Annotated in this window: 21 protein-coding genes; 4 read left to right on the forward strand and 17 right to left on the reverse strand. The window is 59.5% G+C overall.

Annotated features, from left to right (window positions below):
- The first annotated feature begins 79 nt into the window (after positions 1 to 79).
- The gene (gene rpe, locus U9970_RS05360; RefSeq protein ID WP_322765638.1) at positions 80 to 763 is read left to right on the forward strand and encodes a ribulose-phosphate 3-epimerase; all 684 of its coding nucleotides are present in this window, start codon (positions 80 to 82) and stop codon (positions 761 to 763) included.
- An 88-nt stretch (positions 764 to 851) separates the two neighbouring features.
- On the opposite strand, the gene ccsB is transcribed toward rpe, so the two are convergent.
- The 8 genes from ccsB to U9970_RS05400 form a co-directional block, all read right to left on the reverse strand.
- Entirely contained in the window at positions 852 to 1,766 is a 915-nt protein-coding gene (ccsB, locus tag U9970_RS05365; protein WP_322765639.1) for a c-type cytochrome biogenesis protein CcsB, read from the reverse strand.
- A 46-nt stretch (positions 1,767 to 1,812) separates the two neighbouring features.
- Positions 1,813 to 2,991, reverse strand: a complete 1,179-nt coding sequence (locus tag U9970_RS05370; protein ID WP_322765640.1) for an LptF/LptG family permease — start codon at positions 2,989 to 2,991, stop codon at positions 1,813 to 1,815.
- Complete coding sequence (gene lptB, locus U9970_RS05375) at positions 2,988 to 3,716, reverse strand: LPS export ABC transporter ATP-binding protein (RefSeq protein WP_322765641.1); 729 nt, start codon at positions 3,714 to 3,716, stop codon at positions 2,988 to 2,990. Before lptB ends, U9970_RS05370 begins: the two co-directional genes overlap by 4 nt.
- Positions 3,713 to 4,051 (reverse strand): LptA/OstA family protein, encoded by a 339-nt coding sequence (locus tag U9970_RS05380; protein ID WP_407653084.1) that lies wholly within the window; start codon positions 4,049 to 4,051, stop codon positions 3,713 to 3,715. Before U9970_RS05380 ends, lptB begins: the two co-directional genes overlap by 4 nt.
- Before the next feature lie 126 nt (positions 4,052 to 4,177).
- On the reverse strand, positions 4,178 to 4,597 hold the full coding sequence (locus tag U9970_RS05385; RefSeq protein ID WP_322765643.1) for a DUF309 domain-containing protein: 420 nt from the start codon (positions 4,595 to 4,597) through the stop codon (positions 4,178 to 4,180).
- A gap of 3 nt (positions 4,598 to 4,600) precedes the next feature.
- Positions 4,601 to 6,409 carry a translational GTPase TypA gene (typA, locus tag U9970_RS05390; RefSeq protein WP_322765644.1) on the reverse strand — a complete coding sequence of 603 codons (1,809 nt, stop codon included), beginning with the start codon at positions 6,407 to 6,409 and terminating at the stop codon, positions 4,601 to 4,603.
- Between the two features lie 108 nt (positions 6,410 to 6,517).
- Positions 6,518 to 9,049 (reverse strand): U32 family peptidase, encoded by a 2,532-nt coding sequence (locus U9970_RS05395; protein WP_322765645.1) that lies wholly within the window; start codon positions 9,047 to 9,049, stop codon positions 6,518 to 6,520.
- Complete coding sequence (locus tag U9970_RS05400) at positions 9,049 to 9,753, reverse strand: M15 family metallopeptidase (RefSeq protein ID WP_407653105.1); 705 nt, start codon at positions 9,751 to 9,753, stop codon at positions 9,049 to 9,051. Before U9970_RS05400 ends, U9970_RS05395 begins: the two co-directional genes overlap by 1 nt.
- Positions 9,754 to 9,937: 184 nt before the next feature.
- On the opposite strand from U9970_RS05400, the gene chlP reads away from it, so the two are divergent.
- Positions 9,938 to 11,335 (forward strand): geranylgeranyl reductase, encoded by a 1,398-nt coding sequence (gene chlP / locus U9970_RS05405; RefSeq protein WP_322765647.1) that lies wholly within the window; start codon positions 9,938 to 9,940, stop codon positions 11,333 to 11,335.
- A 10-nt stretch (positions 11,336 to 11,345) separates the two neighbouring features.
- Here the strand turns inward: chlP and U9970_RS05410 are convergent, their stop codons facing one another.
- On the reverse strand, positions 11,346 to 12,503 hold the full coding sequence (locus tag U9970_RS05410) for a fatty acid desaturase (RefSeq protein ID WP_322765648.1): 1,158 nt from the start codon (positions 12,501 to 12,503) through the stop codon (positions 11,346 to 11,348).
- Positions 12,504 to 12,564: 61 nt separating this feature from the next.
- On the reverse strand, positions 12,565 to 14,730 hold the full coding sequence (gene glyS, locus U9970_RS05415; RefSeq protein ID WP_322765649.1) for a glycine--tRNA ligase subunit beta: 2,166 nt from the start codon (positions 14,728 to 14,730) through the stop codon (positions 12,565 to 12,567).
- A gap of 82 nt (positions 14,731 to 14,812) precedes the next feature.
- On the opposite strand from glyS, the gene sir reads away from it, so the two are divergent.
- Positions 14,813 to 16,549: a sulfite reductase, ferredoxin dependent gene (sir, locus tag U9970_RS05420; protein ID WP_322765650.1), complete on the forward strand. Its 1,737-nt coding sequence runs from the start codon at positions 14,813 to 14,815 to the stop codon at positions 16,547 to 16,549.
- A 38-nt stretch (positions 16,550 to 16,587) separates the two neighbouring features.
- Here the strand turns inward: sir and U9970_RS05425 are convergent, their stop codons facing one another.
- Positions 16,588 to 17,310: a M15 family metallopeptidase gene (locus tag U9970_RS05425; protein ID WP_322765651.1), complete on the reverse strand. Its 723-nt coding sequence runs from the start codon at positions 17,308 to 17,310 to the stop codon at positions 16,588 to 16,590.
- A 117-nt stretch (positions 17,311 to 17,427) separates the two neighbouring features.
- Between U9970_RS05425 and U9970_RS05430 the strand changes: the two genes are divergently transcribed.
- Entirely contained in the window at positions 17,428 to 18,420 is a 993-nt protein-coding gene (locus U9970_RS05430) for a sigma-70 family RNA polymerase sigma factor (protein WP_322765652.1), read from the forward strand.
- Positions 18,421 to 18,428: 8 nt separating this feature from the next.
- Here U9970_RS05430 and recG read toward each other — a convergent pair whose 3' ends face one another.
- The 6 genes from recG to U9970_RS05460 form a co-directional block, all read right to left on the reverse strand.
- Positions 18,429 to 20,939 carry an ATP-dependent DNA helicase RecG gene (gene recG / locus U9970_RS05435; protein WP_322765653.1) on the reverse strand — a complete coding sequence of 837 codons (2,511 nt, stop codon included), beginning with the start codon at positions 20,937 to 20,939 and terminating at the stop codon, positions 18,429 to 18,431.
- Positions 20,888 to 22,030 (reverse strand): hypothetical protein, encoded by a 1,143-nt coding sequence (locus tag U9970_RS05440; RefSeq protein WP_322765654.1) that lies wholly within the window; start codon positions 22,028 to 22,030, stop codon positions 20,888 to 20,890. The genes recG and U9970_RS05440 overlap by 52 nt, the downstream gene beginning before the upstream one ends.
- Before the next feature lie 11 nt (positions 22,031 to 22,041).
- Positions 22,042 to 22,701, reverse strand: a complete 660-nt coding sequence (tsf, locus tag U9970_RS05445) for a translation elongation factor Ts (RefSeq protein WP_322765655.1) — start codon at positions 22,699 to 22,701, stop codon at positions 22,042 to 22,044.
- A gap of 54 nt (positions 22,702 to 22,755) precedes the next feature.
- Positions 22,756 to 23,469, reverse strand: coding sequence for a 30S ribosomal protein S2 (gene rpsB / locus U9970_RS05450; protein ID WP_254959950.1), 714 nt, complete (start codon positions 23,467 to 23,469; stop codon positions 22,756 to 22,758).
- 142 nt (positions 23,470 to 23,611) lie between these two features.
- Complete coding sequence (locus U9970_RS05455; RefSeq protein ID WP_322765656.1) at positions 23,612 to 24,565, reverse strand: glycosyltransferase family 2 protein; 954 nt, start codon at positions 24,563 to 24,565, stop codon at positions 23,612 to 23,614.
- Between the two features lie 76 nt (positions 24,566 to 24,641).
- Positions 24,642 to 24,797, reverse strand: coding sequence for a hypothetical protein (locus tag U9970_RS05460; RefSeq protein ID WP_011129965.1), 156 nt, complete (start codon positions 24,795 to 24,797; stop codon positions 24,642 to 24,644).
- Positions 24,798 to 24,820: the final 23 nt, after the last annotated feature.

Consider the following 24,820-nt stretch of genomic DNA (forward strand, 5'->3'; position numbering starts at 1 on the left):
CATGGGAGCTAGGGGCCGCTCAAGGCTTGTCTGCAGACCACTTCCTACAATCCAAAGCCACCCGATCGGTTGATCCAGCATGAGCGCCAAATCCCTGGTGATCTCCCCGTCAATTCTGTCAGCCGATTTCTCCCGTCTCGGCGACGACGTACGTGCTGTCGATCAAGCTGGTGCTGACTGGATCCACGTCGACGTGATGGATGGGCGGTTCGTGCCGAACATCACCATTGGACCCTTAATCGTGCAGGCGTTGCGGCCCGTAACCAGCAAGACCCTCGACGTTCACCTAATGATTGTTGAACCCGAGCGATACGTAGCTGATTTTGCCCAAGCTGGCGCTGACATCATTTCTGTGCAGGTTGAGGCGTGCCCCCACCTGCATCGCAACCTTGCCCAGATCAAGGATCTTGGCAAGCTCGCTGGTGCCGTCCTCAATCCCAGCACCCCTCTAGACACGCTGGACTATTGCCTGGAGCTCTGCGATCTGGTGCTGATCATGAGTGTCAACCCGGGCTTCGGTGGCCAGAGCTTCATCGACAACCAGGTGCAAAAGATTCGCGACCTGCGCCGCATGTGCGATGAGCGAGGCCTGGATCCCTGGATTGAGGTGGATGGTGGCATCAAGGCTGAAAACGCCTGGAAGGTAATTGAAGCGGGTGCCAATGCCATCGTTAGTGGTTCTGGTGTGTTCAACCAGCCCGATTACGCCGCAGCAATCACGGGGATTCGCAACAGCAAGCGCCCTGGGGCTGTTGCCGCCTGAGCAAGTTACAAGCCCCTCGCAAAGGTGCGTGGGGCTTGTTTTTAGCCTGGATTTCCGACGTTAGTTTTTTGGTTTATCGATCCCCGGATCAGCTATCAAAGAACCAGCCGTAGCTGTGCAAGCCAATACCCAGCAGGTTTACACCGATATAGCAAACCACGATCACCACCAAACCTGCTGCCGCAACTAGTGCCGGCTTACGGCCCTGCCAGCCACGGATCAAGCGAGTGTGCAAATAGGCGGCATAGACGAGCCAGCAGATCAGGGCCCAGGTTTCCTTCGGATCCCAGCTCCACCAGCTACCCCAGGCCTCGTTGGCCCACACGGCCCCGCTTACCAGACCAACCGACAGCAGCAGGAAGCCCACTGTGATCGTGCGGTAGCTGAGCGAATCGAGTTGCTCAACCGCAGGCATAGCCACGCTGCTGAGTTGCAGCTGGGGTGTGGCCAGTTGGGCTTGGCGATAGCCACCACTGCCGATGGAGCTGCTGCGCAGTTCCAATGAATTGCCGCGGTCAGTGAATAGCACCGCCAACGAAAGCAATGACCCCACCAGCAGGGCCGCGTAGCTGATCATGATCACGCTGACGTGCATAACTAGCCAGCTAGAGCGCAGGGCCGGCACCAGGGGAGAAGCTTCCTGGAGCCGATCCGGCAGGGCGAAGCTGGCAAAAGCCACACAGCCGAGGGCCATGGGGGTAGCCGCTGCAGGCACCAACGGCGAAGGCCAGCTGCGCTCCACCAGCAGTTGGGTGAGGGTGCAGCCCCAGGCGAGAAAGCAGAGGGATTCGTAGAGGTTGCTGATCGGGAAGTGACCCGATTCCCACCAGCGCAACACCAATTGGGCAGTGAGGCAGAGATTGGCGCCGGCAACCAGCAGGCGCACAGCCGTGCTCGATCGGCCGCCGCTAAGGGACCAGAAGGCCAGCGGCAGGGCGACCAGCAAGAGGGCAAACGCCGTCAGACCCAGGCCAAGCACTGGGTCGTTCAACAAGGCGGGCACGGGCAACGAATCGATATCAGCTCAGTGTGGCGAATGGCAGGTGCTGTTAGCGGCTGGCCTGGCGTAACAGATACACGCCGCTACCCAATCCGATCGCCACTGGCAGCCAGGCGGAGAGGTAGGGACTGAGCGTGCCCTTGACCCCGAGCGAACTGAAAACAAACGCCACCAAGTAGTAGCCAAAGATCAGCAGGACGCTGAGCCCGAAACCCTGGCTTCGGCTGCGGCGCGAATGGGGCCGCACTCCAAGGCTGCTACCAATTAAGCCAAACACCAAGCAGACCGCGGGGAAGGCGAACTTTTCCTGGATGCGAACCCGCAGCTTGCGGGCACCCTGCAGATCACTGGCCTCTCTAAGCAGCCGCTCGGCGGTTCGCGCTTGGCCGATTGTCATTGAATTGGAATCCTTTGGCAGTTTGGCAACCTGAAGCGGCTGACTACCAAGGGGGTACAGGTAGCGATCGAAATCAGCTGACGTGGTCGAGCTGTCCGATCCTTCCGTTACTCCAAAGACATGGCCATCAAGGAATTCCCACTGGGCATCGGCCTCGCTCCAGCGGGCCCGATCGGCACTGAGCAGCACCCGTTGATCTCGGCGTGAGAGGTCAAGCAGGGTGACCTGCTCCATCACTCCTTTATTGAAGCGTTGGGCATAGAAAAAGTGGGTAAGGCCCTTCTCCTTGCTGCCGTCTTCCGCGAGTATTTCACCATATTTAGAGAACATGACGTTGTCTTTCTGCTCTCCAGCTACGGCACGGCCAATCGCTCGGTTGAGGGTGTTTTTGGCCTCGAGCAAGGTGCGCGGCACGATGGCCTCGTTGAAAGTGAAGGTGAGCATGGTCATCACCAGTGCGATCGCAACGGCGGGCACCACCATTCGCCAAGTGGCAACCCCCACACTGCGCAGGGCGGTGAGCTCACTGTTGCCAGAAAGCTTTGAATAGGTGAGCAACGTGGCCATCAGCGTGGCCATCGGGAAGGAGAGCACAAGAAAGGAGGGCATCTCCAGCACAAGCACCCGCACTGCCACATCAAGGGGTAAGCCCGATTCCGCCACCCGGCGAACAAGCTCAAATACGGCACCTACTGAGAGGGAGACGGCAGTAAATGCAGCCACACCGAAAATCAGCGGGCCGATCAGTTCCGCTAGGAGCCAGCGATCCAGCAGGGGTAGGTGGCGCCAAGGGGTCAGCAGCTGCTGGCGTGCGCGGTGTGACCAACTCATAGCCGGAAGGATTCTCCGAGATAGTGGCGGCGCACCAGAGGATCGGAACCAACCTGTTGGGAGCTGCCGGAAGCCAAAATCGATCCCTCAGAAAGGATGTAGGCCCGATCGGTGATCGCCAGGGTTTCACGCACGTTGTGGTCTGTGATCAGCAGGCCCATGCCCCGCCCCTTGAGCTGGTGGATCAACTGCTGCAAATCCGACACCGCGATTGGGTCTACTCCCGCAAAGGGTTCATCCAGCAGCAGATAGCGGGGACCCTCCACACCCACAGCCAATGCTCTGGCAACTTCACAACGCCGCCGCTCACCCCCGGACAATTGATACCCCTTGCGGTTTTGAAACTCGCTGAGGTGAAAATCCTCGATTAAGCCATTGAGGCGTTGGCGCCTCAGCTCCATTGGCGTGGCACTTTCCTGTAGGGCAAGGCTCAGGTTGTCACGCACACTTAGTTGACGAAACACACTGGGCTCCTGGGGCAGGTAGCCGATGCCTAGGCGGGCCCGTTGGGGCATGGGCAGCTTTTCGATTGCCAGGCCATCCATCACCACCTGGCCGGAGTCAGGGCGCAACAAGCCAGTCACCAAACCAAAGGTGGTGGTTTTGCCCGCGCCGTTGGGGCCAAGCAAGCCAACTACCTCACCTGGCTCCAGCTGCAGCGACACGTGGTTTACCAGTAGTCGTCCGCCGATGGCCAGAGCCACATTGACGAGCTCCAAGCTCATGGCGTTAGACCTTGCTTTGGTCTTGGCGCATTCATTCGGTAGTGAGTTATCACTTGTTGACCAGGGGTCGGCTCAGCCACGATTCGCTCCCGCTCCACCAGGTACACCAGCCGTTCAGCCCGAATGCTGTGGCCCGAATCTTGAATTACATCCACATCACCGCTGAGCACCACCCTGCCCTCTCGACTGAAGTATTGGGCCTGACGGGCCGTGGCCACGACCCGTTGGTCTGGATAAACGATGCGTACATTGCCGGTTGCTGTCACTACCCCGGTGCTGTTATCGGCCTTTTGCAGGTCGGATTCAATCGTTACCAGCCCCCTGGTGGGAGTCACCACAGCGGGGGCTGCAAGCGCAGGGAGCAATATTACAGAGAGAAAAAGGGGCAGGGCCGTCAGCCGTAGGAGCACTGAGCGCGCGGAGGATACAAGAAACAGTTCGGTATGGGACATTGGGTATTTTTAATCTGCAGAACGGTTATGGGGCGGCGTCTCAACCAATCTGGGCAATTCCAAGCCCTCAATAGAACTCTGCCGCTGCAAAGCCAGCAGGCGCTGCATGGATAAGTTGATCAAGGCGACTAAATCTATCTCTAGGGCGTTAGGCGGACAAGCCTTAAGGCGGCCCAGACCCTCACCCATCAAGATTGTGGCGCCGCGGCAGTTTCCCCTTTCAAGGTGCAGTTCAGCTACTGCGATTTGCAGAATTCCCTGCAAAACTGGCCGCATAGGGCCAGCGGTTTCATGCCAAAGGGCTTCGAAGCCGTCGTGACAGGCATACCAATCCCCGCTGTTAAACAAGAATATGGCCTCGCCCAGACGGGTGTCGACCAATAATCCCTGCTCCTCACTTAGAACCTGCTGCTCAGGATTAGGGCGCACTGATCAACGTTTAGCGGCCTTTTTAGAAGGCAGTTTGCGCAGTCTGATCGATTGGGGTGTGACCTCAAGCATTTCATCTGGTCCGATGTACTCAAGAGCACGTTCCAGGGTCATCTGAATAGGTGCTTGCAAGGTGTCAAGCACCTCTGCGCCAGCCGAGCGGATGTTTGTCACCTGCTTTGCTTTGCTGACGTTGAGTTCTAGGTCGGGTGGTCGGTTGTGTTCGCCAACAATCATTCCCTTGTATACCTTAGTGCCAGGCGTAATAAAGAACTGGCCGCGATCTTCCGCACCCTTGAGTGCATAGAAGGTGGCTGTGCCTTCCTCAAAGGCAATCAACACGCCATTACGGCGGTTGTCCATGTCTCCCTGCATCTTCCGGTAGTCAAGGAAGGAGTGGCTCATGATCCCCTCGCCCCTTGTGGCGCGAATGAATTCGCCGCGGAAGCCAATCAGACCTCGAGCTGGCACCACAAATTCCAGCTGGGTGCGGCCGTCATTGGTATTTTCCATGTTCTGCATCTCAGCTTTGCGAATGCCAAGCTTTTCTATGCAGCCACCCACCGACTCCTCAGGCACATCCAAAACCAATGTTTCGTAGGGCTCCGATGGGGTGCCATCAATGGTGCGGAAAATCACCTGGGGCTGGGAAACCTGGAATTCATAGCCCTCACGCCGCATCGTTTCAATCAGGATGCCGAGGTGCAATTCACCACGGCCGCTAACTGCCCAGCGATCCGGTGAGTCGGTGTCCTCTACCCGTAGGGCGACGTTAGTGAGCAGCTCTTTTTGCAGGCGATCCCGCACCTGTCGGCTGGTTACGAATTTGCCCTCCTTGCCAGCGAAGGGGGAGTCATTGATGACGAAAGTCATCTGCAGGGTTGGTTCATCAACCCGAATCAGAGGCAGGGCCTCGGGGTGATCGGGGCAGGCGATTGTTTCGCCAATATTCACCTCGTCAAAGCCGGCCACTGCCACGAGATCGCCAGCGCGGGCCTCCTCAATCTCAACTCGCTGCAGACCCTGGAAGCCAAGCAACTTGCTGATGCGGCTACGCTTGATGCTGCCGTCATCACGGATAAGGGCAGCAGTTTGGCCAGCCCTGATTGTGCCGTTGTGGATGCGTCCGATCATGATCCGACCTAAAAAGTCGGAGTAGTCCAAAGTGGTGACTTGAAGCTGCAGCGGCTTCTCGGGATCGCCAACGGGGGGCGGAACGTGCCGCAGGATCGCATCGAAGAGCGGCTTCATGTTGTCGCTCTCGGTTTTCATGTCTGGCTTGGCGTAGCCGCCCATGCCACTGCCGAACAAGTAGGGGAAATCGCACTGGTCGTCGTCGGCACCAAGCTCAAGGAACAGGTCGAGAACCTTGTCCACAGCTACCTCGGGGTCAACGCGAGCCCGGTCAATCTTGTTTACGAAAACGATTGGGCGTAGCCCTTTTTCGAGTGCTTTTTTAAGCACAAATCGGGTCTGGGGCATGGGCCCCTCGTTGGCATCGACAATCAGCAGGCAGCCATCAACCATGCCGAGAACCCGCTCCACCTCACCGCCAAAATCAGCGTGGCCAGGGGTATCAACAATGTTGATACGAATCCCCTCGTAATCGACGGCGGTGTTTTTTGAAAGAATTGTGATCCCGCGCTCACGCTCAAGATCATTGGAGTCCATCACACAGGTCGGAACTGCCTCTCCCTCGCGGAAGATGCCCGATTGGTTGAGCATTGCATCCACCAACGTGGTTTTGCCATGGTCAACGTGGGCAATGATCGCAATGTTGCGAATCGGCGTACCTGGGTGTGCACCGCTCATACAAATAAAACCCTACTTTTTACGTTGAATGGAATCTGTTGACTTGAAGTTTATGTAGACGGAACGTTTGATGGAACGTTTACGCAGACTTAAAGCCATCATCCAACTCTATCCCACACCCCTGCCGCTTTTGAGGCTGCCGCGGGTCACGCCAAGACGGTTGTCCAGCTGTTCCTGCTGCCAGAGGCTGCGTCCGCTGATCTCACCACGCAGGGCCGCTGAATATTGCTGTACCCGATGCTGGCTCTCGGCCGCTGATTCCTGCAACAACTCAATTCGGAACTGCCGCACCCCAGCACGCATCAACTGGGGCAGGGCCTCAGCCGCTGTCTGAGCTCGGCCATTAAACAAGGTGTTACGGCAGCCAAGATCGGCCTTTAGAGGGTGCTCACTGCCGCTGCGATCACGCAGCAGCACCTTGTGCTTTTCGCAAGGTCGGCCGCAGTCGGTGTGGTCGTGTCCGTCGGATAGGAAGGCGCAAAAGAGGCAGTGCTCCATGTGGAACAGGGGCATGTGCTGGTGGGCCGTTACCTCAACCTGGCCGGGGGGGCAGCCCCGCAGCAGGGCCAGCATCTGCTGGAGGTCGAGGTCGTAGCTGGCGGTGATTCGCTGCAGCTTCCAATGGTCCAGAAACCACGCGGCGGTAACTGGATTAGCGATATTCAAGGAAAAATCGCCGCAGCATGGAGCAAGGGGTGTGAGCACCTCAAGCTGGTCGGCATTGCGAACCAGGTAGCCATCGGGGGCCGCCCGCACTAGGGGCTCCAGGGTCCAGCGCTCATCAGGCCGTGTGATGCGAGCCCCAGCCAGCCAGATGCCTCCAGGCCAGCAGCCACGGCCGATTGCCACGGCCTCGCGCAGCTCGGCCGGCTGATCAAGGTCAGCGATTACTGACGCTACTGGTTGATCGCGCAGGGCTTTCAACTGCTCAAGGCTGCGCACCAGCACAACCAATTGCGGGTCAGAATTCTCAGCCCTGTCCGAACCAGGGCTGGAAAGACTCTGCAATAGCTCTGAGAAATCAGCCGTATCCCCTGCCAAAGGGGCCTGATAGCAGCTGGGGCCAGGCTCAATTGCGGCCAGCGCCTCAACTAGGTCGCGGCGCAACTTGTTGAGCTGGGCTAGCGGCAGAAACAGCGCTCCCTCGAGCGCAAGCTCCAGCTGCTCCAACCTCCAGCAGGTGCCGCCAAGGCGCCCCAGTTGGGTTTGAAGTCTGGGTTTGTCTAAGGGTTGCTCGCTGGCGCCCTGCAGGGCCGAGGCGGAGCGCAACTTTATTTGCACAATTGCTGCTGGATCTAGTCCCTCTGCCCACTCAACCCGCAGCTCCAAGGGCTCGCCAAGCCGTCCTTGCAGGCGAAGCCTTAAGCCTCGAGTGCACTCCGGTGTTGCCTGGCCGGCCATGCGCTGCCATTGACTTTCAAGTGCGGGATCGCTGGTGAGCCAGCAGGGGCTACCCGCTGACAACCCGCGGTTTTCGATCCGGCCAGGGCCAAGCCGTACGGCCAGCCGGCCCATCGGGCGCTGCTGCACAGCCATCAGCCGGCCGCCAACCTCCGCGGGTGGCTCGAATGGTCCAGATCCAGGGGCCTCAAACACCAGACCATCGCCTGGCTTCAGAGCCGCCTGCGTCTGGATGATCCACCAACCGCCGGCACTGCAGCGCTCGAGTACACCAACCTGCGGGCCCCGCTTCTTGCTCCAGCGGCCGTGCACGAGAGCCTGGTGGTCGAGGCCCCCCAACCAGCCTGTGGAAAGCCCCCGCGAGAAGCTCAACTCCAGGGAGCGCCTCTGCTCAGCTGACTGGGGTGCGCTGGGTAGACCCTCGGCTAAACGATCGAGTCCTTGGCGGTAGGCATCGGTAACGGCCGCCACGTAGGTGGCTTCCTTAAGACGCCCCTCGATCTTGAGGCTGGCGATGCCGATCTGCTCGAGCTGGGGCAAAAGCTCCCAGGCGGAGAGATCCTGGGGTGAGAGCAGGTAGCGCTGGTCTTGAAGATCCCGTTCTTCGCCGTCAACAATCAGCTGGTAGGGCAAGCGGCAAGCCTGGGCACACTCGCCCCGGTTGGCACTGCGCTGGCCCAAGGCTTCGCTGGTGAGGCACTGGCCCGAATAGGCAACGCAAAGGGCTCCATGCACAAACACTTCTAGGGGCATGGCCAACTGGCGCTGTTGCAGCTGACGTTGCAAGCGGTCCAAGTCGGTGAGCGTCAGCTCACGGGCAAGCACGACCCGTTCACAACCAAGCGCCGCAGCCATGGCAACGCCTGCGGCGCTGGTGATCGACATCTGAGTGGATCCGTGTACAGCCAGTTCGGGCGCCAGCTTGCGAGCCAGCCGGGCCAGGCCAACGTCTTGAACAATCAGGGCATCGACATGGGCCGCAGCGGCAGCCCTGATCAGCACTGCCGCCTCAACCAGCTCATCACTGAATACGAGCACATTTACGGTGAGAAATCCCTTCACCCCCCGCCGATGTAGCCAGTGCATCAGCTCAGGCAACTCCTCCCGTTGAAAATTAGCCGCCCGCATACGGGCGTTAAATACCTCCACACCGAAATAAACGGCATCGGCGCCATTTGCTACCGCGGCGCGCAGGGCCTGCCAATTACCCGCAGGGGCCAGCAATTCCGGAATTCTCATCAGCGCGCCAACCGCTGGGCGGGCTCAAATAACTGCAGCGCCTCGGCGCTGCCCTCAAATCGCCAATGCCAGGGCTCGTAACTCACCCCCTGGGCATTGCCTCGGGGGAAGGAGAGGGTGAAGTGATAGCGGGCAGCATTGGCCTGTAGCCAGGCATAGGCTGGGGTTTGATCGAAGCTTGGTGAGAGGTTCGTATCAGGTGCCAGGCCATCGCCGAGATCTATGGCGAAGCCGGTGCTGTGCTCAGAAAACCCAGGCGGGGCGCTAACCATCGCTCTCTCTCGAGCGCTTTGATTGCGATCCGATTTCACATCAAAAAAGAGTTCTTTTTGCAGCGTATGGGATCGGAAGGCGCTCAGCACCACTAGCTCGACCCCGCTACTGGCGGCATCACGCTGCATGGCCAGAAGAGCTGTTGCCGCATCGCGATGCAGGCTTAGCCCAGGGGCAACCGCCACCCGTTTGGTAGCGGCCAGCTCGCCGTAGGGGAAATGGCCGAGCAGGCGTCCATCAAGGCCCGTGCGGGCGTTTAATCCCTTAACTGGCGGTGGGGCCAATAGGCGCTGCAGCGGCCCTGGGCGCCAAACCAGAACTAGGGCAAGGGTGATCAAAAGCGAGCCTGTGCCCACGCTGACTCCCAGTAGCCAGCGGTTCGTCTTGGCTGAAGGGGGGCTGGTGCGGCGGGCGACAGGAATGTCCCCCATGGCTTGGGGTTGGCCTGGCCTGCGGGAATTGCGATAGGTCACGCGGGTTCCCTGCCTGGCACCGAGCAATCTTCCTAAACACAAGCAATGAAGATCCTAGGCGGGGAGGTCGGACTGACCACCACCTGACCGGTTAGCGGTGTTAGCTTCCCAGAAGCATCCAAGTTGGCGGAGCGTTTTTTTGATGTTGCGAGTCGCGATTGTGGGTGGCGGCCCCAGTGGATCCTGTGCAGCTGAGGTGCTTGCCAAGGCCGGTATTCAAACCTGGATTTTTGAGCGCAAGCTCGACAACGCCAAGCCTTGCGGCGGCGCCATTCCGCTTTGCATGGTGGAAGAATTCGACCTGCCTGAGTCGATCATCGACCGCAAGGTGCGCAATATGAAGATGATCTCCCCCTCAAATAGAGAGGTAGATATTAATTTAGAGAATGAAAACGAATACATTGGTATGTGCCGTAGGGAGGTTATGGACGCCTTTCTCCGCAACCGATCTGCTGAATTAGGTGCCCAGCTCGTGAACGGCTTGGTTACCAAAATCGATACAGGTGACAAGCGACAGGGACCCTATACCCTTACCTACTCCGATTATGCCGCTGGAGAAGCAACTGGAGTAACGAAGACTCTAGAAGTTGATTTGATTGTGGGAGCTGATGGAGCCAATAGTCGAGTAGCCAAGGCCATGGATGCCGGTGACTACAACGTGGCAATCGCTTTCCAGGAGCGCATCAGACTGCCTGCCGAGGAGATGAAGTACTACGAAAACTTGGCTGAGATGTATGTGGGTACTGATGTATCTCCAGACTTTTATGCCTGGGTATTCCCCAAGTACGACCACGTGGCGGTTGGTACTGGAACCATGCAACAAAACCAAGGGCTGATCAAGGGACTTCAGGAGGGCATCCGAGAACGAGCCAAAAAACGACTGGTCAACGGCGAAGTTATCAAGGTAGAAGCCCATCCGATTCCGGAGCATCCCCGCCCCCGTCGGGTGGTTGGCCGCATGGCTTTAGTTGGTGATGCTGCTGGCTATGTCACCAAGAGCTCTGGCGAGGGCATTTATTTCGCAGCCAAGAGCGGTCGCATGTGTGCCGAGCAGATTGTGGAGTCCAGTGCTGGAGGTAGCAAGGTTCCTACCGAGGCAGATCTTAAAAAATATCTGAAGAAGTGGGATCGCCAATACGGCGCTACCTATAAGGTTCTTGAGATACTCCAAAATATTTTTTACCGAAACGATGCTGCTCGTGAAGCATTTGTCGAGATGTGCGACGACAAGGACGTACAACGCCTCACCTTCGACAGTTATCTCTACAAGCGTGTGGTGATGATGAATCCGTGGCAGCAGTTGAAGCTGACCCTGCTTACCCTAGGTTCGGTACTTAGGGGCAATGCCCTCGCTCCCCAGAGTTACAAGCCTGTCAATAGCGCCGTGAGAGGAGAGGCTGAAGTTAATGCAATGCTGGCTGTTAGTAGCATCAAAGGTGGTATCAAGGTGGGGGTAAAATCACGCAAAACCGAAACCTCGACTGCAAACAAATCAGAGCCTGAACAGGATCGCGAACCGGCCCTAGCCGGAAAGGATTAATTCTCAACAGCTACTTGAATTTGGTATTTTCAGCGCTCATATTGGCCTCTGCCAATGTGAGCAATTTTTTTGCCTCTGAATCCCACAGAACGTATCTAAAGCTGCTGGGGAAATCTTTAAGGCTTAATTTCGGACATCCGATCAGTAGCGCTGCATTGGCTTCGTGGCAGGCCCGCAAGCGGTAATTAGGAATTCTTTCGCAGAGGTGATGAATACTGTGGAAGGAGATGTCTGCCCAAAACCAATTTAGGATTGCCGGCATTACCAAATTGCTACTACCCTCTAGGGCGCCACGCTGATAATCCCACCCTTCGTTACTACTTGCGTAGGAATCCGCAAAATTGTGTTGAACAAAAAAGATGCAGAGAAACAATGCTGCCGATAAAGTCATCACAAGTAGGTAGCAGCTCCAAAACAGGCCGTGGCCAAGCCACGATCCCATCAGCCACCAGCTAGTGAGTACAACCAAATTATTAGCAAAAATATCTATACACTCAGATGATGTATACCAATGACTGGAGCGAAAATTACGGCTCAATGCTGGCAGCTCGGTAAGGCCTATTAGTCCCTTTTGGCCCAGGTGGGATGCCATAGAGGCCAACCACTCAGATACACCCAGTACCAGCACAATCCTTGGCCGAATCAGAAGGTAGTAGCAACCTCCTGGAAAGAGCATCAGAGGGTGGCGACTAAGTCCATAAAACCAGCGTTGCCGTGGAGACAGGGCCAAGTAGTCGCTCAGGGTCAGCACCGCAGAGGGGCCCCGATAGCGCTCCCAGTTGCCGTTGTGTTTGTGGTGGAAGGCGTGGCCGCGGGACCAGGGGTGTTGGGGGATTGCATTTAGGCAGCCCAGGAGAAAACCAACTGGCCTGTTTATCCAGCGAGTTTTGAAGAGCGATTCGTGGCCGCAATCGTGCATTAGCGCGAATGAGCGCGCCGAAAAAAGGACTAGTAGCAGCAGCACTGGCAGCAGCAGTAGCCGTAGGCCTCCGCCGGCGGCATCGAGCGCCGGCACTGATGCCCAAAGCAGGGCTGTCGGCACGAGAGTATTGATTAACTGCCAGCTGGCGATGCGGTCATCGCCTTGGCGGAAGGCCTCGAGCTGAAAATCTCGGCGCCGCGGTGAAACGGGCGACAAGAAGGCCGGCGGCAACGGAAGCAAGCTCAACAATGACCCCCAATTTGAACAGGCATTTAGTTCAACAACATTCCTATAGCCTATGGGGATCTCATCCCACGATGCGACTGAAGTCAGCCAATACGGAAGCCTGATTGCGCAGCACCCCCAGCAAATGGAGACGGTTGCTGCGTACCGCTCCATCTTCAGCCATCACCATCACGCTTTGCTCGCCGTCAAAGAATGCCGCCAAGGCTGGGGCACCAGCCGAAAGCCCGCTAGCCAAGTTGCGATAGCGATCATGGGCCCTACTGGTGGCGATGGGCTCAAGCTTATTGAGCACGGCCAACATGGCTGCCTCACTACTTTTTTCGAACAGATCCGGATCGACTACTGCCGCGGCACTGAGCACGCTGCTGGGCAGATCGGCCTGGTTTGCCAGCCGCGCCGCCCGTGTAACTACCGCCTGCACCGCTGCCAACTGGCCAGAGCTGCGCAGCTCCATAAGCAGGGCAACTCGTAGCCGGGCATCCTCTGGATCGGACAGCACCCGCGCTTGATCGCTTTTATGGCCAGCCACCGCTTGCACTAGGTCGACATCTATTCCGCCTTCCTCAAGCAGGCTGACCAGGCGCTGGCGTAGGAAGTCGGCGAGCTCAGCGGTTAATTTTTCCGCATCAACGGCGTAGTGAGGGAGCAGCTCAGCCCAGTGCTGGCATGAGCGCTGCAAAAGGGCGAGCAGATCCAAGCGCCAGCCCTTCTCCCACAAAATCTGCAGGAGGCCTTGACCCGCGCGGCGCAGGGCGTAGGGATCGGATGAGCCGGTGGGACGTTCGCCCTTGGCGTAGATGCTTAAGAGCAACTCCAGGCGCTCAGCCAGGGCGACAACAGCTCCTGCCTCGGAGGTGGGGAGGGCGTCGCCGGCGCCACGGGGCAAGTAGTGCTCCAGCACAGCCAGGCCTACCTGATGGGGCTCTCCCTCTGCCACCAAATATTTGCCCCCCATAGCGCCCTGTAGCTCTGGGAATTCACCCACCATCTGGCTAACAAGGTCGTGTTTGCAGAGATGGGCCGCCCGACGGGCATAGCTGCCACAGCTGGAGGAAAGCTCGAGCTGCTCAAGTAGGACGTCTGTGCACCATTCGAGCCGCTCAGTGCGATTGAGCAGGGATCCCAAGCCCTCAGCGAAGGTGACCCGCTCTAGCTGAGACCTGCGATCAATACTGGCCACATTGCGGTCAGCCCGTACAAAGAATTCAGCGTCGGCGAGTCGAGCCTTCAGCACCCGCTCGTTGCCACGCGCCACGCTGGCAGCGGCTTCGGGCAGGGCGTTGCTGACGCACAAAAAGCGTGGCAGCAAGCTGCCTCGGGCAGCAAGGGCTAGGGGATCAAGGTTATGGCCCTTTGTAAAAAGAGGCACATAGCGTTGGTGCGAGCGCATCACGGTGCTGAGCACCTCGGCCGGTAGGTCTAAGTAATGCTCCTCGAATTGGCCCTGCAGCAGGGTTGGCGATTCGACCAGGTCAATCAGTTCCTGGAAGAGCATCTCCGGCAGATCGGCATCGGCGTTATGTGTTGAGGCTGCAGCTTCAACGGCGTTGCGAATTACGGCTCCACGGCGATCGCGATCAACCTCCACCCCGGCGGCGGCCAGCAGATCGGCGTAGGCCTCGGCGTTAGGGATGGTCACGCTGGCCTGATGCAGGCGATGGCCCCGGCTCTCCCTGCCAGCCGTGACGACCGGATCACTGCCAGCAAGGCTTACGGGCACCAGCTCGGCATCGAGCAGGGCCACAAGCCACCGCACTGGCCTAGAGAAGCGACTCTCCCCCTCCCCCCAGCGCATGAAGCGGCGTCCCTGCAGGGCCTCAATCCAAAGGGGAACCTGGGTTGCCACCACATCGGTGGTGGGCTGGCCTGGTTCGAGGCAGCGGGCAAACAAAAATGGCCCCTTAGCCGTGTCACGAATTTCCAGGGCCTCGGGGGCAACGCCACAGCGTTTGGCAAAGCCAAGGGCTGCAGCAGTTGGTTGGCCATCCTTGAGGGCTTGGGCCTGGGGAGGCCCCTTACGCTCCTCCTCCAGATCTGGCTGGCGATGCGGCAGCCCATTCACGCTGAGCACCAACCGGCGGGGCGTACTTGTGCAGTAAATGCGCTCGTGACTGAGCCTCAAGGTGGCCAGATCGCGTCGCACCAGCTGCTCCAGCTGGGGCAGGGCTAGCCGCGCAAAATCGGCCGGAAGTTCCTCAGTGCCGATTTCGAGCAAAAAAGTCGACACGGCGGCAGGGCAACACAAGACGACTGTATTGAACGCCGTTCGCTAACTTCATTGGCGTGCCGAGCGTTGTGCCAAGGACCTGATGCCCGAAGTCAAGCCGGCCGCCTCCAAATTTGAGCAGCTCAAGGCCAGTAGTGGCCACCTCAAAGAGCCATTGCTGACGGAGCTCGGCAACGACTCCCTCAATTTCACGGAAGGTGCTGTCCAGATCCTGAAGTTTCACGGCAGCTACCAGCAGGACAACCGCGAAAACCGGCGCAAGGGCGCTGAGAAGGATTGGCAGATGATGCTGCGGTTGCGCAATCCCGGTGGGCGGGTCCCGGGGCCCCTCTTTCTGGCCATAGACGAGCTTGCCGACCGGCTTGGTAACGGCAGCCTGAGGGTCACCACTCGCCAGGCATTTCAAATGCATGGCGTCCGAAAGGAGAACCTCAAAGAGGTAATCGGCACGATCGTGCGCGAGCTGGGCTCGACCCTGGCGGCCTGTGGCGACATCAACCGCAATGTGATGGCGCCGGCAGCACCCTATGACAAGGGGGCATACCCCGCTGCGCGCAAGCTTGCCGACGACATCGCTGATTTGCTCGCCCCCCAGGCGGCTGAGGGGTCCTACCTCGACCTCTGGGTTGATGGTGAGCTCAGCTACAGGATCAAGCCCAGCACTGCGGTAGCCAAAATCAAGGCACTGCAGCAGGAGGGTGCAGTATATAGCGGTGATGCGGCCGAACCGCTCTATGGCGACACCTACCTGCCCCGAAAATTCAAGGTTGCCGTCACCGTTCCCGGCGACAACTCGGTAGACCTGCTGACCCAGGACATCGGCTTGGTGCTGTTCTGTGACCCCCAAGGCAGCCCTCTGGGCTGCAACGTTTACGTAGGTGGTGGCATGGGCCGCACCCACAACAAGGAGGAGACCTTCGCTCGTACAGCGGACCGCCTCGGTTATGTGGCCTATGGGCACGTGCTTGAACTGCTGCAGGCGATCGTGGCCCTACAGCGGGACCATGGCGACCGGGAGCAAAGGCGCCATGCCCGCATGAAGTATTTAATCCACGACCGGGGCGTCGATTGGTTCCGTCAGGAGCTTCAGGAGCGCTACTTCGCCCACCCGATCAAAGGGATGCGGCTAGAGCCAAAAACCAAGCTCGAGGATTACCTCGGCTGGCATCGCCAGAGCCGTGGCCTTTGGTTTGTGGGCCTACCAGTGCTGTGCGGACGCCTATCCGGTGAGCTCAAGAGTGGTTTACGTCGACTGGTCGACACCTACAAGCTCGAGGTGCGACTCACCCCCAACCAGGATCTGCTGCTCTGCAACATCGGCACCGCCCAGCGCTCCACCATCCGCGCTGCCCTGGCTGAGCTTGGCATCAATGCACCGGAAGCACCTGCCCCACTGCAGCGCCACGCCCTGGCCTGTCCGGCACTGCCCCTATGTGGTCTCGCTGTTACGGAAGCTGAGCGCATCCTGCCAAGCGTGCTGGAGCGGCTGGAAGCCCAACTGCAGCGCCTGGAGATTTCCCGATCGGTGCTAGTGCGCATCACCGGCTGCCCCAATGGCTGCGCCCGCCCCTACATGGCCGAGATCGGCCTGGTTGGCAGTGGTGTTGACCAATATCAGCTGTGGCTTGGGGGCACCCCCAACCTCAGCCGAATAGCGGAGCCCTATCTCGAGAAGATGCCGCTGGAGGATCTTGAAACCACCCTTGAACCGCTGCTGAAGGCCTGGCAGTGCGCCGGCGGCCGCCGCAGCTTTGGCGATTTTGTGGTCAAGAGTGGCCGTGACACCGTGCAGAAATTACTGGAAGCAGGGGCTGGCTGAGCCGTGCTGGCACGCCTCAGCCAGATTCAGCGTCAGATTCAACTAAGCAGGGAACTGGCCGAATCCCCTACCCGTCCATAACAGGCCTCCCTGGCGCCGCTACGCCAGGCCCAGAGCTGATCCCCCCAGCTGAAGTGCCACCACTCGTTGGGGTGCTGCTCAAATCCGGCCCCAGCCATCACCCTGGCCAGCAATTGGCGGCGCTGGTGCCAGGTAGCGGCAGGGCTGCAGGAATCAGCCAAGGCGGCGGCTTGATGAAATAAGGGCTCGGAAATCCTGCCAATTGCATCGATCTCTCCCCCCATCGCCAGGGCCTGGCCGCCAGCATCGGCCAGGGTGAGATCCACGGCAGCTCCGGTGCTGTGGGGTGGTGGGGTGGCCGGATCATCGCTGGGAGGAGCCCAGAAGCGGCCCACGGCGGCCTCTGCCCGATCTCGCTCTGGGGAGGGATGGTCGGGGTTGATGCCGATTCGACCACACTCAGTTACTAGGGAGTGGCGCACCATGAAGCGCTGAACGGCAACAGGCCTCCAGGCATCAAAAATCGCCAAGCTCCAGCCAGGCTGCTGCTTCTGCAGCGCTTGCTGGGCTTGCAGCAGGCGGGAGATCACCCCCTGCCGCAACCGAAATGGCGATGCAGCAGGCCCATAGGGCGCTCCCAGGGTTGCGTAGGGATGGGGTTCGAGCCGCAGCAAGGCCATTGGAATTTCCTGCAGCGGCTCATCAACCTCAGCAATCGGAATGGAGTTCCAGGGGCGCAAGGGGGCGGAGGTCAGGCTTTGCCATTCAACCTGGGCAGCAAGGCCAGAGGTGGCCGGCAGATCACCGCATCAAGCCCTTAAGGTTTCGAAACTCTGACGACCACCCAGACCTCGCCCATGCCCACTCGCTTCGTTTTGAGCGGCGATCACCCCCTAGATGGCAGCCATGGCCGGGATTTGTTGCGCTCCTATATGCGCGACATCAGCAGGGTGCCGCTGCTGAGCGCTGAGCAGGAGATCACCCTTGGGCGCCAGGTTCAACAACTTGTCGCCCTCGAGGAGGTTCGCGAGGAGCTCACCTTGAGGGCTGGCGGGATTGCCCCTAATGACCAGCAGCTAGCTGTTGCTGCCGATCTAGCAATAGATGAGCTTCAAGCCCGGATCCGCGATGGCAGGCAGGCCAAGGAAAGAATGGTGTCGGCGAATCTGCGCTTGGTGGTGTCAATCGCCAAGAACTACACCAACAGCAGCTTTGAGCTGGCAGATCTGATCCAGGAGGGCACGATTGGGCTGGTGCGAGGCGTGGAAAAATTCGATCCCAGTCGTGGATATAAGTTTTCTACCTACGCCTACTGGTGGATTCGGGAGGGCATCACCCAGGCAATCAAGAACAAGAGCCGCACCATTCGCTTACCAGCACCAATCACGGCTTCCCTCAGCAAACTCAAACGCTGTCAGCGGGAGCTAAGCCAGGTACTAGGTCGTCCGCCCAGGCTGCATGAGCTGGCATCAGCCGCAGGCATGTCTGAACTGGACGTAGAGGAGCTGATGTTTCGAGCCGTGCAGCCCCTCAGTTTCGATTACACCACGGCCGAAGGGGAAGCCATTAATCTGCTTGACAAAGTAGCCTGCGACGGGGTACAGCCGGATCAACTGGCACTAGAGAATTGCCTCAAGAGCAATATTCGTAAGTTGCTGGATCAGCTACCCGAACAGGAAGCCCAATTACTCAAGATGCGTTACGGCATCGACCAGGAGACGGCTTTGAGCTTGTCAGCGGTGGCCCGCGAACTTGGTATCACCCGTGATACTGCCCGCGGGCTAGAGCGTCGGGCCGTTGCTTCCATGCGCGATTTATCAGAGCAGGTTTCCGACTACCTATCCGCCTAGGTAGGTGGCTAGTTAAGCCGAGCCGCTTGATCCATCTGGCGGCGACGCTGCTCAGCCAGGGCATGGGCTAACCCCTGATGCTGCTGTAATTCTGGATCAGCAGCTGTGATCATGCGGGCTACGTCGCGGGCTTCTTCGAGCACAGTTCCATCCTCGGTGAGACTCGCTAGGGCTAAATCAGGCAGGCCGCTCTGGCGTGTACCCAGCACCTGGCCTGGCCCCCGCAGACGCATATCCATCTCGGCTATTTCAAAGCCATCGCTGGTGCGCACCAGCACCTCCAACCGCTGGCGGGCCAGCACGTTGCTGCTGTCGTTGATCAACAGGCAGTAGGAGGCGGCAGCTCCCCGCCCCACTCGACCCCGCAGCTGGTGCAACTGGGCAAGACCGAAGCGTTCAGCATGCTCAATCACCATCACACTGGCCTCCGGCACATCAACACCCACCTCCACCACCGTGGTGCTTACAAGCACCTGGGTTTGCCCGCTGGCGAAGGCGCCGATGGCGGCCTGTTTCTCAGCGCTGCTTAACCGGCCATGCAATAGCCCCACGGCTAAATCCGGAAACTCCTCCTCACTCAATTGGCGGTGTACCTCCACAGCCGAGCGCAGCTCGAGTTTCTCCGACTCCTCCACTAGCGGCAGCACCACATAGGCCCGCTGGCCAAGGGCCACCTGCTCGCGGATCAGCTCATAGCCCCGCTGGCGCTGACTGCCTTTGATCATGCTGGTGCGGATTGGCTGGCGTCCCGGGGGTAATTCGTCGATCTGGCTCACATCCAGATCGCCATGAAGAGACAGGGCCAGGGTGCGAGGAATTGGCGTTGCCGTCATAGTCAGCAGATGGGGCTGCAGCCCCTTAGCCAGTAAGCGATTGCGCTGGCGCACCCCGAAGCGGTGCTGTTCATCAACCACAACCAACCCAAGCCGATCGAACTGCACTGGGTCCTCCAGCAGGGCGTGGGTGCCCACCAGCAGTTGCAGCTGACCGTTGACTAAATCCTGCAGCAGCTGCCGCCGTCGCGGGGCTGAGGTGGAGCCAGTGAGAAGAGCTGAAGTGACGTGTAGCTGGGGCAGCCACTCCGCCAGCTTGCGGTAGTGCTGTTCGGCCAGCACCTCGGTAGGCGCCATCAAGGCCCCCTGGCAGCCCGCCTCGATCGCAGTGAGTAGGGACGCCAGGGCAACCACGGTTTTGCCACTGCCCACATCTCCTTGCACCAAGCGGGCCATGGGCTGGGGGCGGGCCAGATCGGCGCGGATCTCAGCTAGCACCCGTTGCTGGGCACCGGTAAGACCAAAGGGCAGGATGGTGAGAAATTGCTGCACCAGGCCATCGCCACCCGGTGGCAAGGCCAGGGGTGGCGATGGCCTCTGGCTCAGTTGGCGGCGCCTTTGGGCCAGGCCCAACTGCAGCAGCAAAAACTCATCAAAAACCAGGCGGCGACGACTTGCCTGCAGCTGCTCCTGGCTGCTGGGCCCATGGATCTGGGTGAGCGCCTCAGAGCGGCCCATCAGCTTCTGGCTGCGGCGCAGGGCCTCAGGCAGGGGATCGGGCCAGCTATTCACCAAGGGAATCACGGCTTCCACCACCTGGCGCAGCCGGTCTGCACCCAATCCTTCAGTGAGGCCGTAAACAGGCAGAAGCCTGCCGATCGTTTCGGAGCGCACCGGTGCCTGGGGCGACTCCAACACCTCCATCAACGGGTCCTGGAACGCGGGCCCATAGGGGGTTTCCTTGACCAGGCCACTGACCGCAACGGTGGCTCCAACTGGAAACAGTCGTAGCTGGGATTGCAGCCAACCAGGACTGGAAAAGCGCTGCCCAGCAAAAAAGCGACTCACCTTGATCCGACCAGTGCAATCGACTAGGTGAAGTTCGAGAATCGAAAGGTTGGGATTGCGTGGGCTAGCAAAGGCATGGCTGCGGCGCACCGTTGCCACAATCGTGGCGGTGGTTCCCGGTTTGAGCCCGTTGATGCGAGCGAGATTGGCGTAGTCGAGATAGTCACGCGGGTAGTAATACACTAGGTCGCGCACTAGCAGCAAGCCGAGCTGGGCTAAGCGGCTGGCGGTTTTGGGCCCAACCCCGCGCACTTCCGAGAGGGGCGTATCGGCGTTGAGGTTGGCGGAATTGGGGCCCTTGTCGGCGACTGCTGAGTTTGATAGCAGTCGCAGCCGGGGTGGCGCCACCGCCAGCACTGGCTGCTGGGCCTGGCGCAGGGCATGCAGCCTTTCCCTAGCCGTTCGCACCAGGCTCTGACGCCTGGTTAGGGGCAGCTCGCCATAGGCCTGAAAACCAGCTGTTAGATCAAGTAAGCGCTGCAGGGCTTCAGGAGGCAGATTGGCTGGCCGCAGCTGCAATTGCTGCACCACAAAGCTGCTGAAGCAGGTTTGACGGCCCTTTAGGTCGATAAATCCCCGGTCGGCCTCCACCTGCAGGGCCTGCTGCAGAGCCCGCAGCCAGGCTTCTAGTCCGGGCAGCTCGGCAGGCTCTGGACTGGGTTGATGTCCTGCAGCCACAGCTGTTCCGCCTCTAATGCCTGAACCCGTCGCCTGAGACGGCGATAGTGCTGAGCCATTCTGCGCACCTCCTGGCGGTGCTGCTGGATCCGGGTACGACAGGTGTGCAATTTGGGCAGGGAATGCTCAAGATCGGCAGGCCGGAGCAGCAGCGCTATGGCTTCAAGGCGACCGGCTGCGGGCTCTGGGCCGAAGGGCAGGGGCAAGCGCAGCAGATTCGCTGGAGCTTCCAGGCTCTCTAAATGGGCTGTAAGAGCAGCATCAAGCAGGCTGACTGGCAACAGGGTTGTGGTTATCCCCAGCCGCAGTAGCTCAACGTTGAGAGCATGGGAGAGATTGCGCAGGCGGCGGCTGAGAGCCTGCTCAAAGCCGCCGATCCAGGCGAGCAGCAGCTCCGGGTCTGCTGGTAAGCGCCCCCCGTCCCATGGCGTTGGAGTTCGGTTGGACGGCTGCACCAACCAATCGCTGAAGGCTTCCGCCATGGCTCGCATCGTCACCTCGCGATCTTCCTGGCCATCTGCGTCTTCCTGCTGCTCGTCCGCTTCCTCGTTCTCCTCCCGGTTCTCTGCCCCTGGCTGATTGCTATTGGGCTCCGCTAGCTCAACTGCGGGGCGGAGGTTAAAGCTGGAGCGGCTGAGGAAGTCGGCGCCAATGGGCAGGGCCATTCCAAGGTTGATTGAACCCCGTGCTGGAGGCTCCTCGGGCAGCTCGAGCTCCTCTGCTTCGGAGTCGTCCCCTCCCAGGGCCGCCAGCAGCCTGCTGCGCTGGCGTCTGCGCTGCCTGTTGTGTTCGCTAGCTATCTGAGCTGCTAGGTGAGCGGTCTGTTCAACGGTGAGCAAGCTGCTAGCCCGCTGCACCAGGTTGCGGATGCGCCGATGCAGCACGAGGCGCTGGTTGCCATCAAGCTCGCAGTAGCGATCAGGATGCACTTGAGTCGCTACATGAAAACAGGCCTGTTGAACACTGGTCAACAGGCCGTCTCTAAGCACCTGGAGATACAGGGCCAGGTGGCGATAGAGCTGGGGGTTGGAGGCCACCAGCTGGGATTCAAGATCCTCAAGCTGCTGATGGGCAGCCTCCAATGGGGTCACTGGCTTGCTGATCAGGCCGTCTGGCTCATGGCTGCCACTTCGGCAGCGAAATCAGCTTTCTCCACTTCGATGCCCTCACCAAGGGTGAAGCGGGTGAAGCGACGCACCTGGATGTTTTCACCCACCTTGCCGGCCACCTGCTTCACCATCTCCGCGACGGTGACAGCACTGTCTTTAATGAAAGGCTGATCTAGCAGGGCTAGTTCCTTGAGGCGCTTGCCAATTCGGCCCTCAACGATCTTGACCTTCATCTGCTCGGGTTTGCCCTCGAGATCATCCCGACCCATCTCGATGGACTTTTCCCGCTCCGAAATCTCAGAAGGGATCTGGTCAGTACTTACGTATTCCACACCAGGACAGGCAGCGATCTGCATGGCCACGTTGCGCAGCAATTCCTGGAAAACGTCGCCACGGGCAACGAAGTCGGTTTCGCAGTTGACCTCCACTAGCACGCCCACACGAGCGCCGGTGTGGATGTAACTGCCCACTGCACCTTCAGCGGCGGTGCGTCCGGCCTTTTTCTCAGCGGTTGCAATGCCCTTCTGGCGCAGCCATTCAGTGGCTTTGGTGGCATCACCGCCACATTCAGAGAGCGCCTTCTTGCAATCCATCATTCCTGCGCCGGTTTTATCGCGCAGTTCCTTAACCAGCTTTGCCGAAATCTCTGCCATGGGTTGGTATGGGGTACGGGTTACGAAATGGTGAAAAGATGAGGCGGAAGGGGATCAGCCCTCGTCGTCACGTCCCTGATCTTGAGCTCCGTGGCGTCCTTCGTTGATGGCATCAGCTAGGCGGCCAAGCACCAGCTGCACGGAACGAACGGCGTCGTCGTTGCAGGGGATCGGCACGTCGCAGAGGTCGGGATCGCAGTTGGTGTCAAGCATGGACACCAAGGGAATATCAAGCTTGCGCGCTTCGAGCACGGCGTTGGTTTCACGGCGCTGATCCACCAGCACCACTACGTCGGGCAGGCGGCGCATGTTCTTCAAACCGCCCAGATACTTCTGCAGGCGCTCGAGTTCACGGCGCAGCACGGCAGCTTCCTTCTTAGGACGCATAGCGATGGCGCCAGAACTTTCCATGCGCTCCAAATCCTTGAGCCGATCGATGCGGGCACGCATCGTGGTCCAGTTGGTGAGCATGCCGCCCAGCCAGCGCTGGTTGACATAGGAGGCGCCGCAACGGGTGGCCTCAATCGCAATCACTTCAGAGGCCTGCTTCTTGGTGCCAACAAACAGAAAGCGCTTGCCACTGCGGGCCGCACTGCGGGTCCACTTGTAGGCGTTGTTCATGCAGACGGCGGTCTGCACCAGATCGATGATGTGAACCCCGTTACGCGCGCAATAGATGTAGCGCGACATCTTGGGATTCCAACGGCGCGTTTGGTGCCCAAAGTGGGCACCCGCCTCCATCATTTCGGAGAGAGTTACAACAGCCATAATTTTGGGTTGGGGTTTCGGGTTTGCCTCCACCTGCCAGGGATCCAGAACGACCCATACGACCAGAAGGGCCGACGGGCATTGCTGCTCGGATCACCCGAAACACGCAGGTGTGCGGTGTGATTTGTACTTAGGCACCCTATCAAATAGGGCTAGGGGCTGGACCTGTGCCCTTGAGTGCTTTGGCTTCTGCAAACAGGGCCCGCACTCCCAGACGGTTGAGCGGCACTCGCAACAGCTCCATGGCGACCCCGGGCTGGCCGCGGCGGATCAACCAGGCCAGCAGGGGCCGCAGGCTACGTTCGTTGAGCAGGCCGCCCAGGGTGAGCGTCTCCCAGAGCAGGCGATGCAGCCAAGTGAACTGAATGATCAGCCGCACCCGCCGGGTGGGGTGCTTTTGGTAGAAGACCAGTCCCATTTTTGCTCGCTCCCGCTCCACCCGAATCAAATCGGGGATCTGCTCCAATTTCAGGGCCGGATGCCAGTGGTAGCCAACGGCCTCCGGGCAGCGCACCAGCCCAACTCCAAGCCGCCTCAGTCTTTCGCCGAGCTCCAGGTCTTCCCAGCCATATAAACGGAAGCGCGTGTCAAATAGGCCGGCCTGCTCCAGCAGCTGCCGATCGATCGCCACGTTGCCGGTGGCGAAATAGGCAAAGGAATGATCCTGAAGCTTGTGTGGTTCGCTGCAGGGATCCTGGAAATTGGCGGTGTTTATGACTGCTCCATAGGTGAAGCAGCGGCGGTTGCCGCGCCGCTGCCACTCGCGCTCTAGGGCTGCAGCGTGGCTGCGCAGAAAGCTGGGGGTGACCACCAGGTCGCTGTCGATAAAAACGACCACGTCGCCACGGGCTGCCTCCACACCGCGATTGCGGCCCTGAGCCGGACCACCGTGCTCCTGCTCGATCAGGCGCAGGTGTGGCAGCTGCAGGCTGTGCTGCCGCAGCCAGCTAACGGTGGCATCGGTTGAGCCATCGTCGACCAGCACAACCTCGTAGCCCGTGATCAAGGCTGCGGGATCCTGGGCCTCTAGGGCCAGCAGGCACTTCTGCAGGATCGGCAGGCGGTTGTAGGTGGGGATGACGACGCTGAGGAACATCGGGGTCGCCGCGAGGGTCTAAACAGCAAAAAGGGGATCCTTCCGGATCCCCTCAGCGATGCATGGGCTGCACTGATCAGTCGGCGGCGCCACCGTTGTTGGCTGTGCCAGTCACACCATTGCCGGCGCCTTCACCGCGGCCGTCATTACGCAGCTTGCGCTTCTTGAATTTGCGCGCGTAGGAGCGATTTCGCTCTTGCTTTTCCTTCTTGAGATTCCTGCGCTTAGCCATGCGAGCGGCGTGTTGGAGAGATG

Origin of the sequence: Cyanobium usitatum str. Tous, from assembly GCF_963920485.1 — a bacterium.
Taxonomy (GTDB): domain Bacteria; phylum Cyanobacteriota; class Cyanobacteriia; order PCC-6307; family Cyanobiaceae; genus Cyanobium_A; species Cyanobium_A usitatum_A.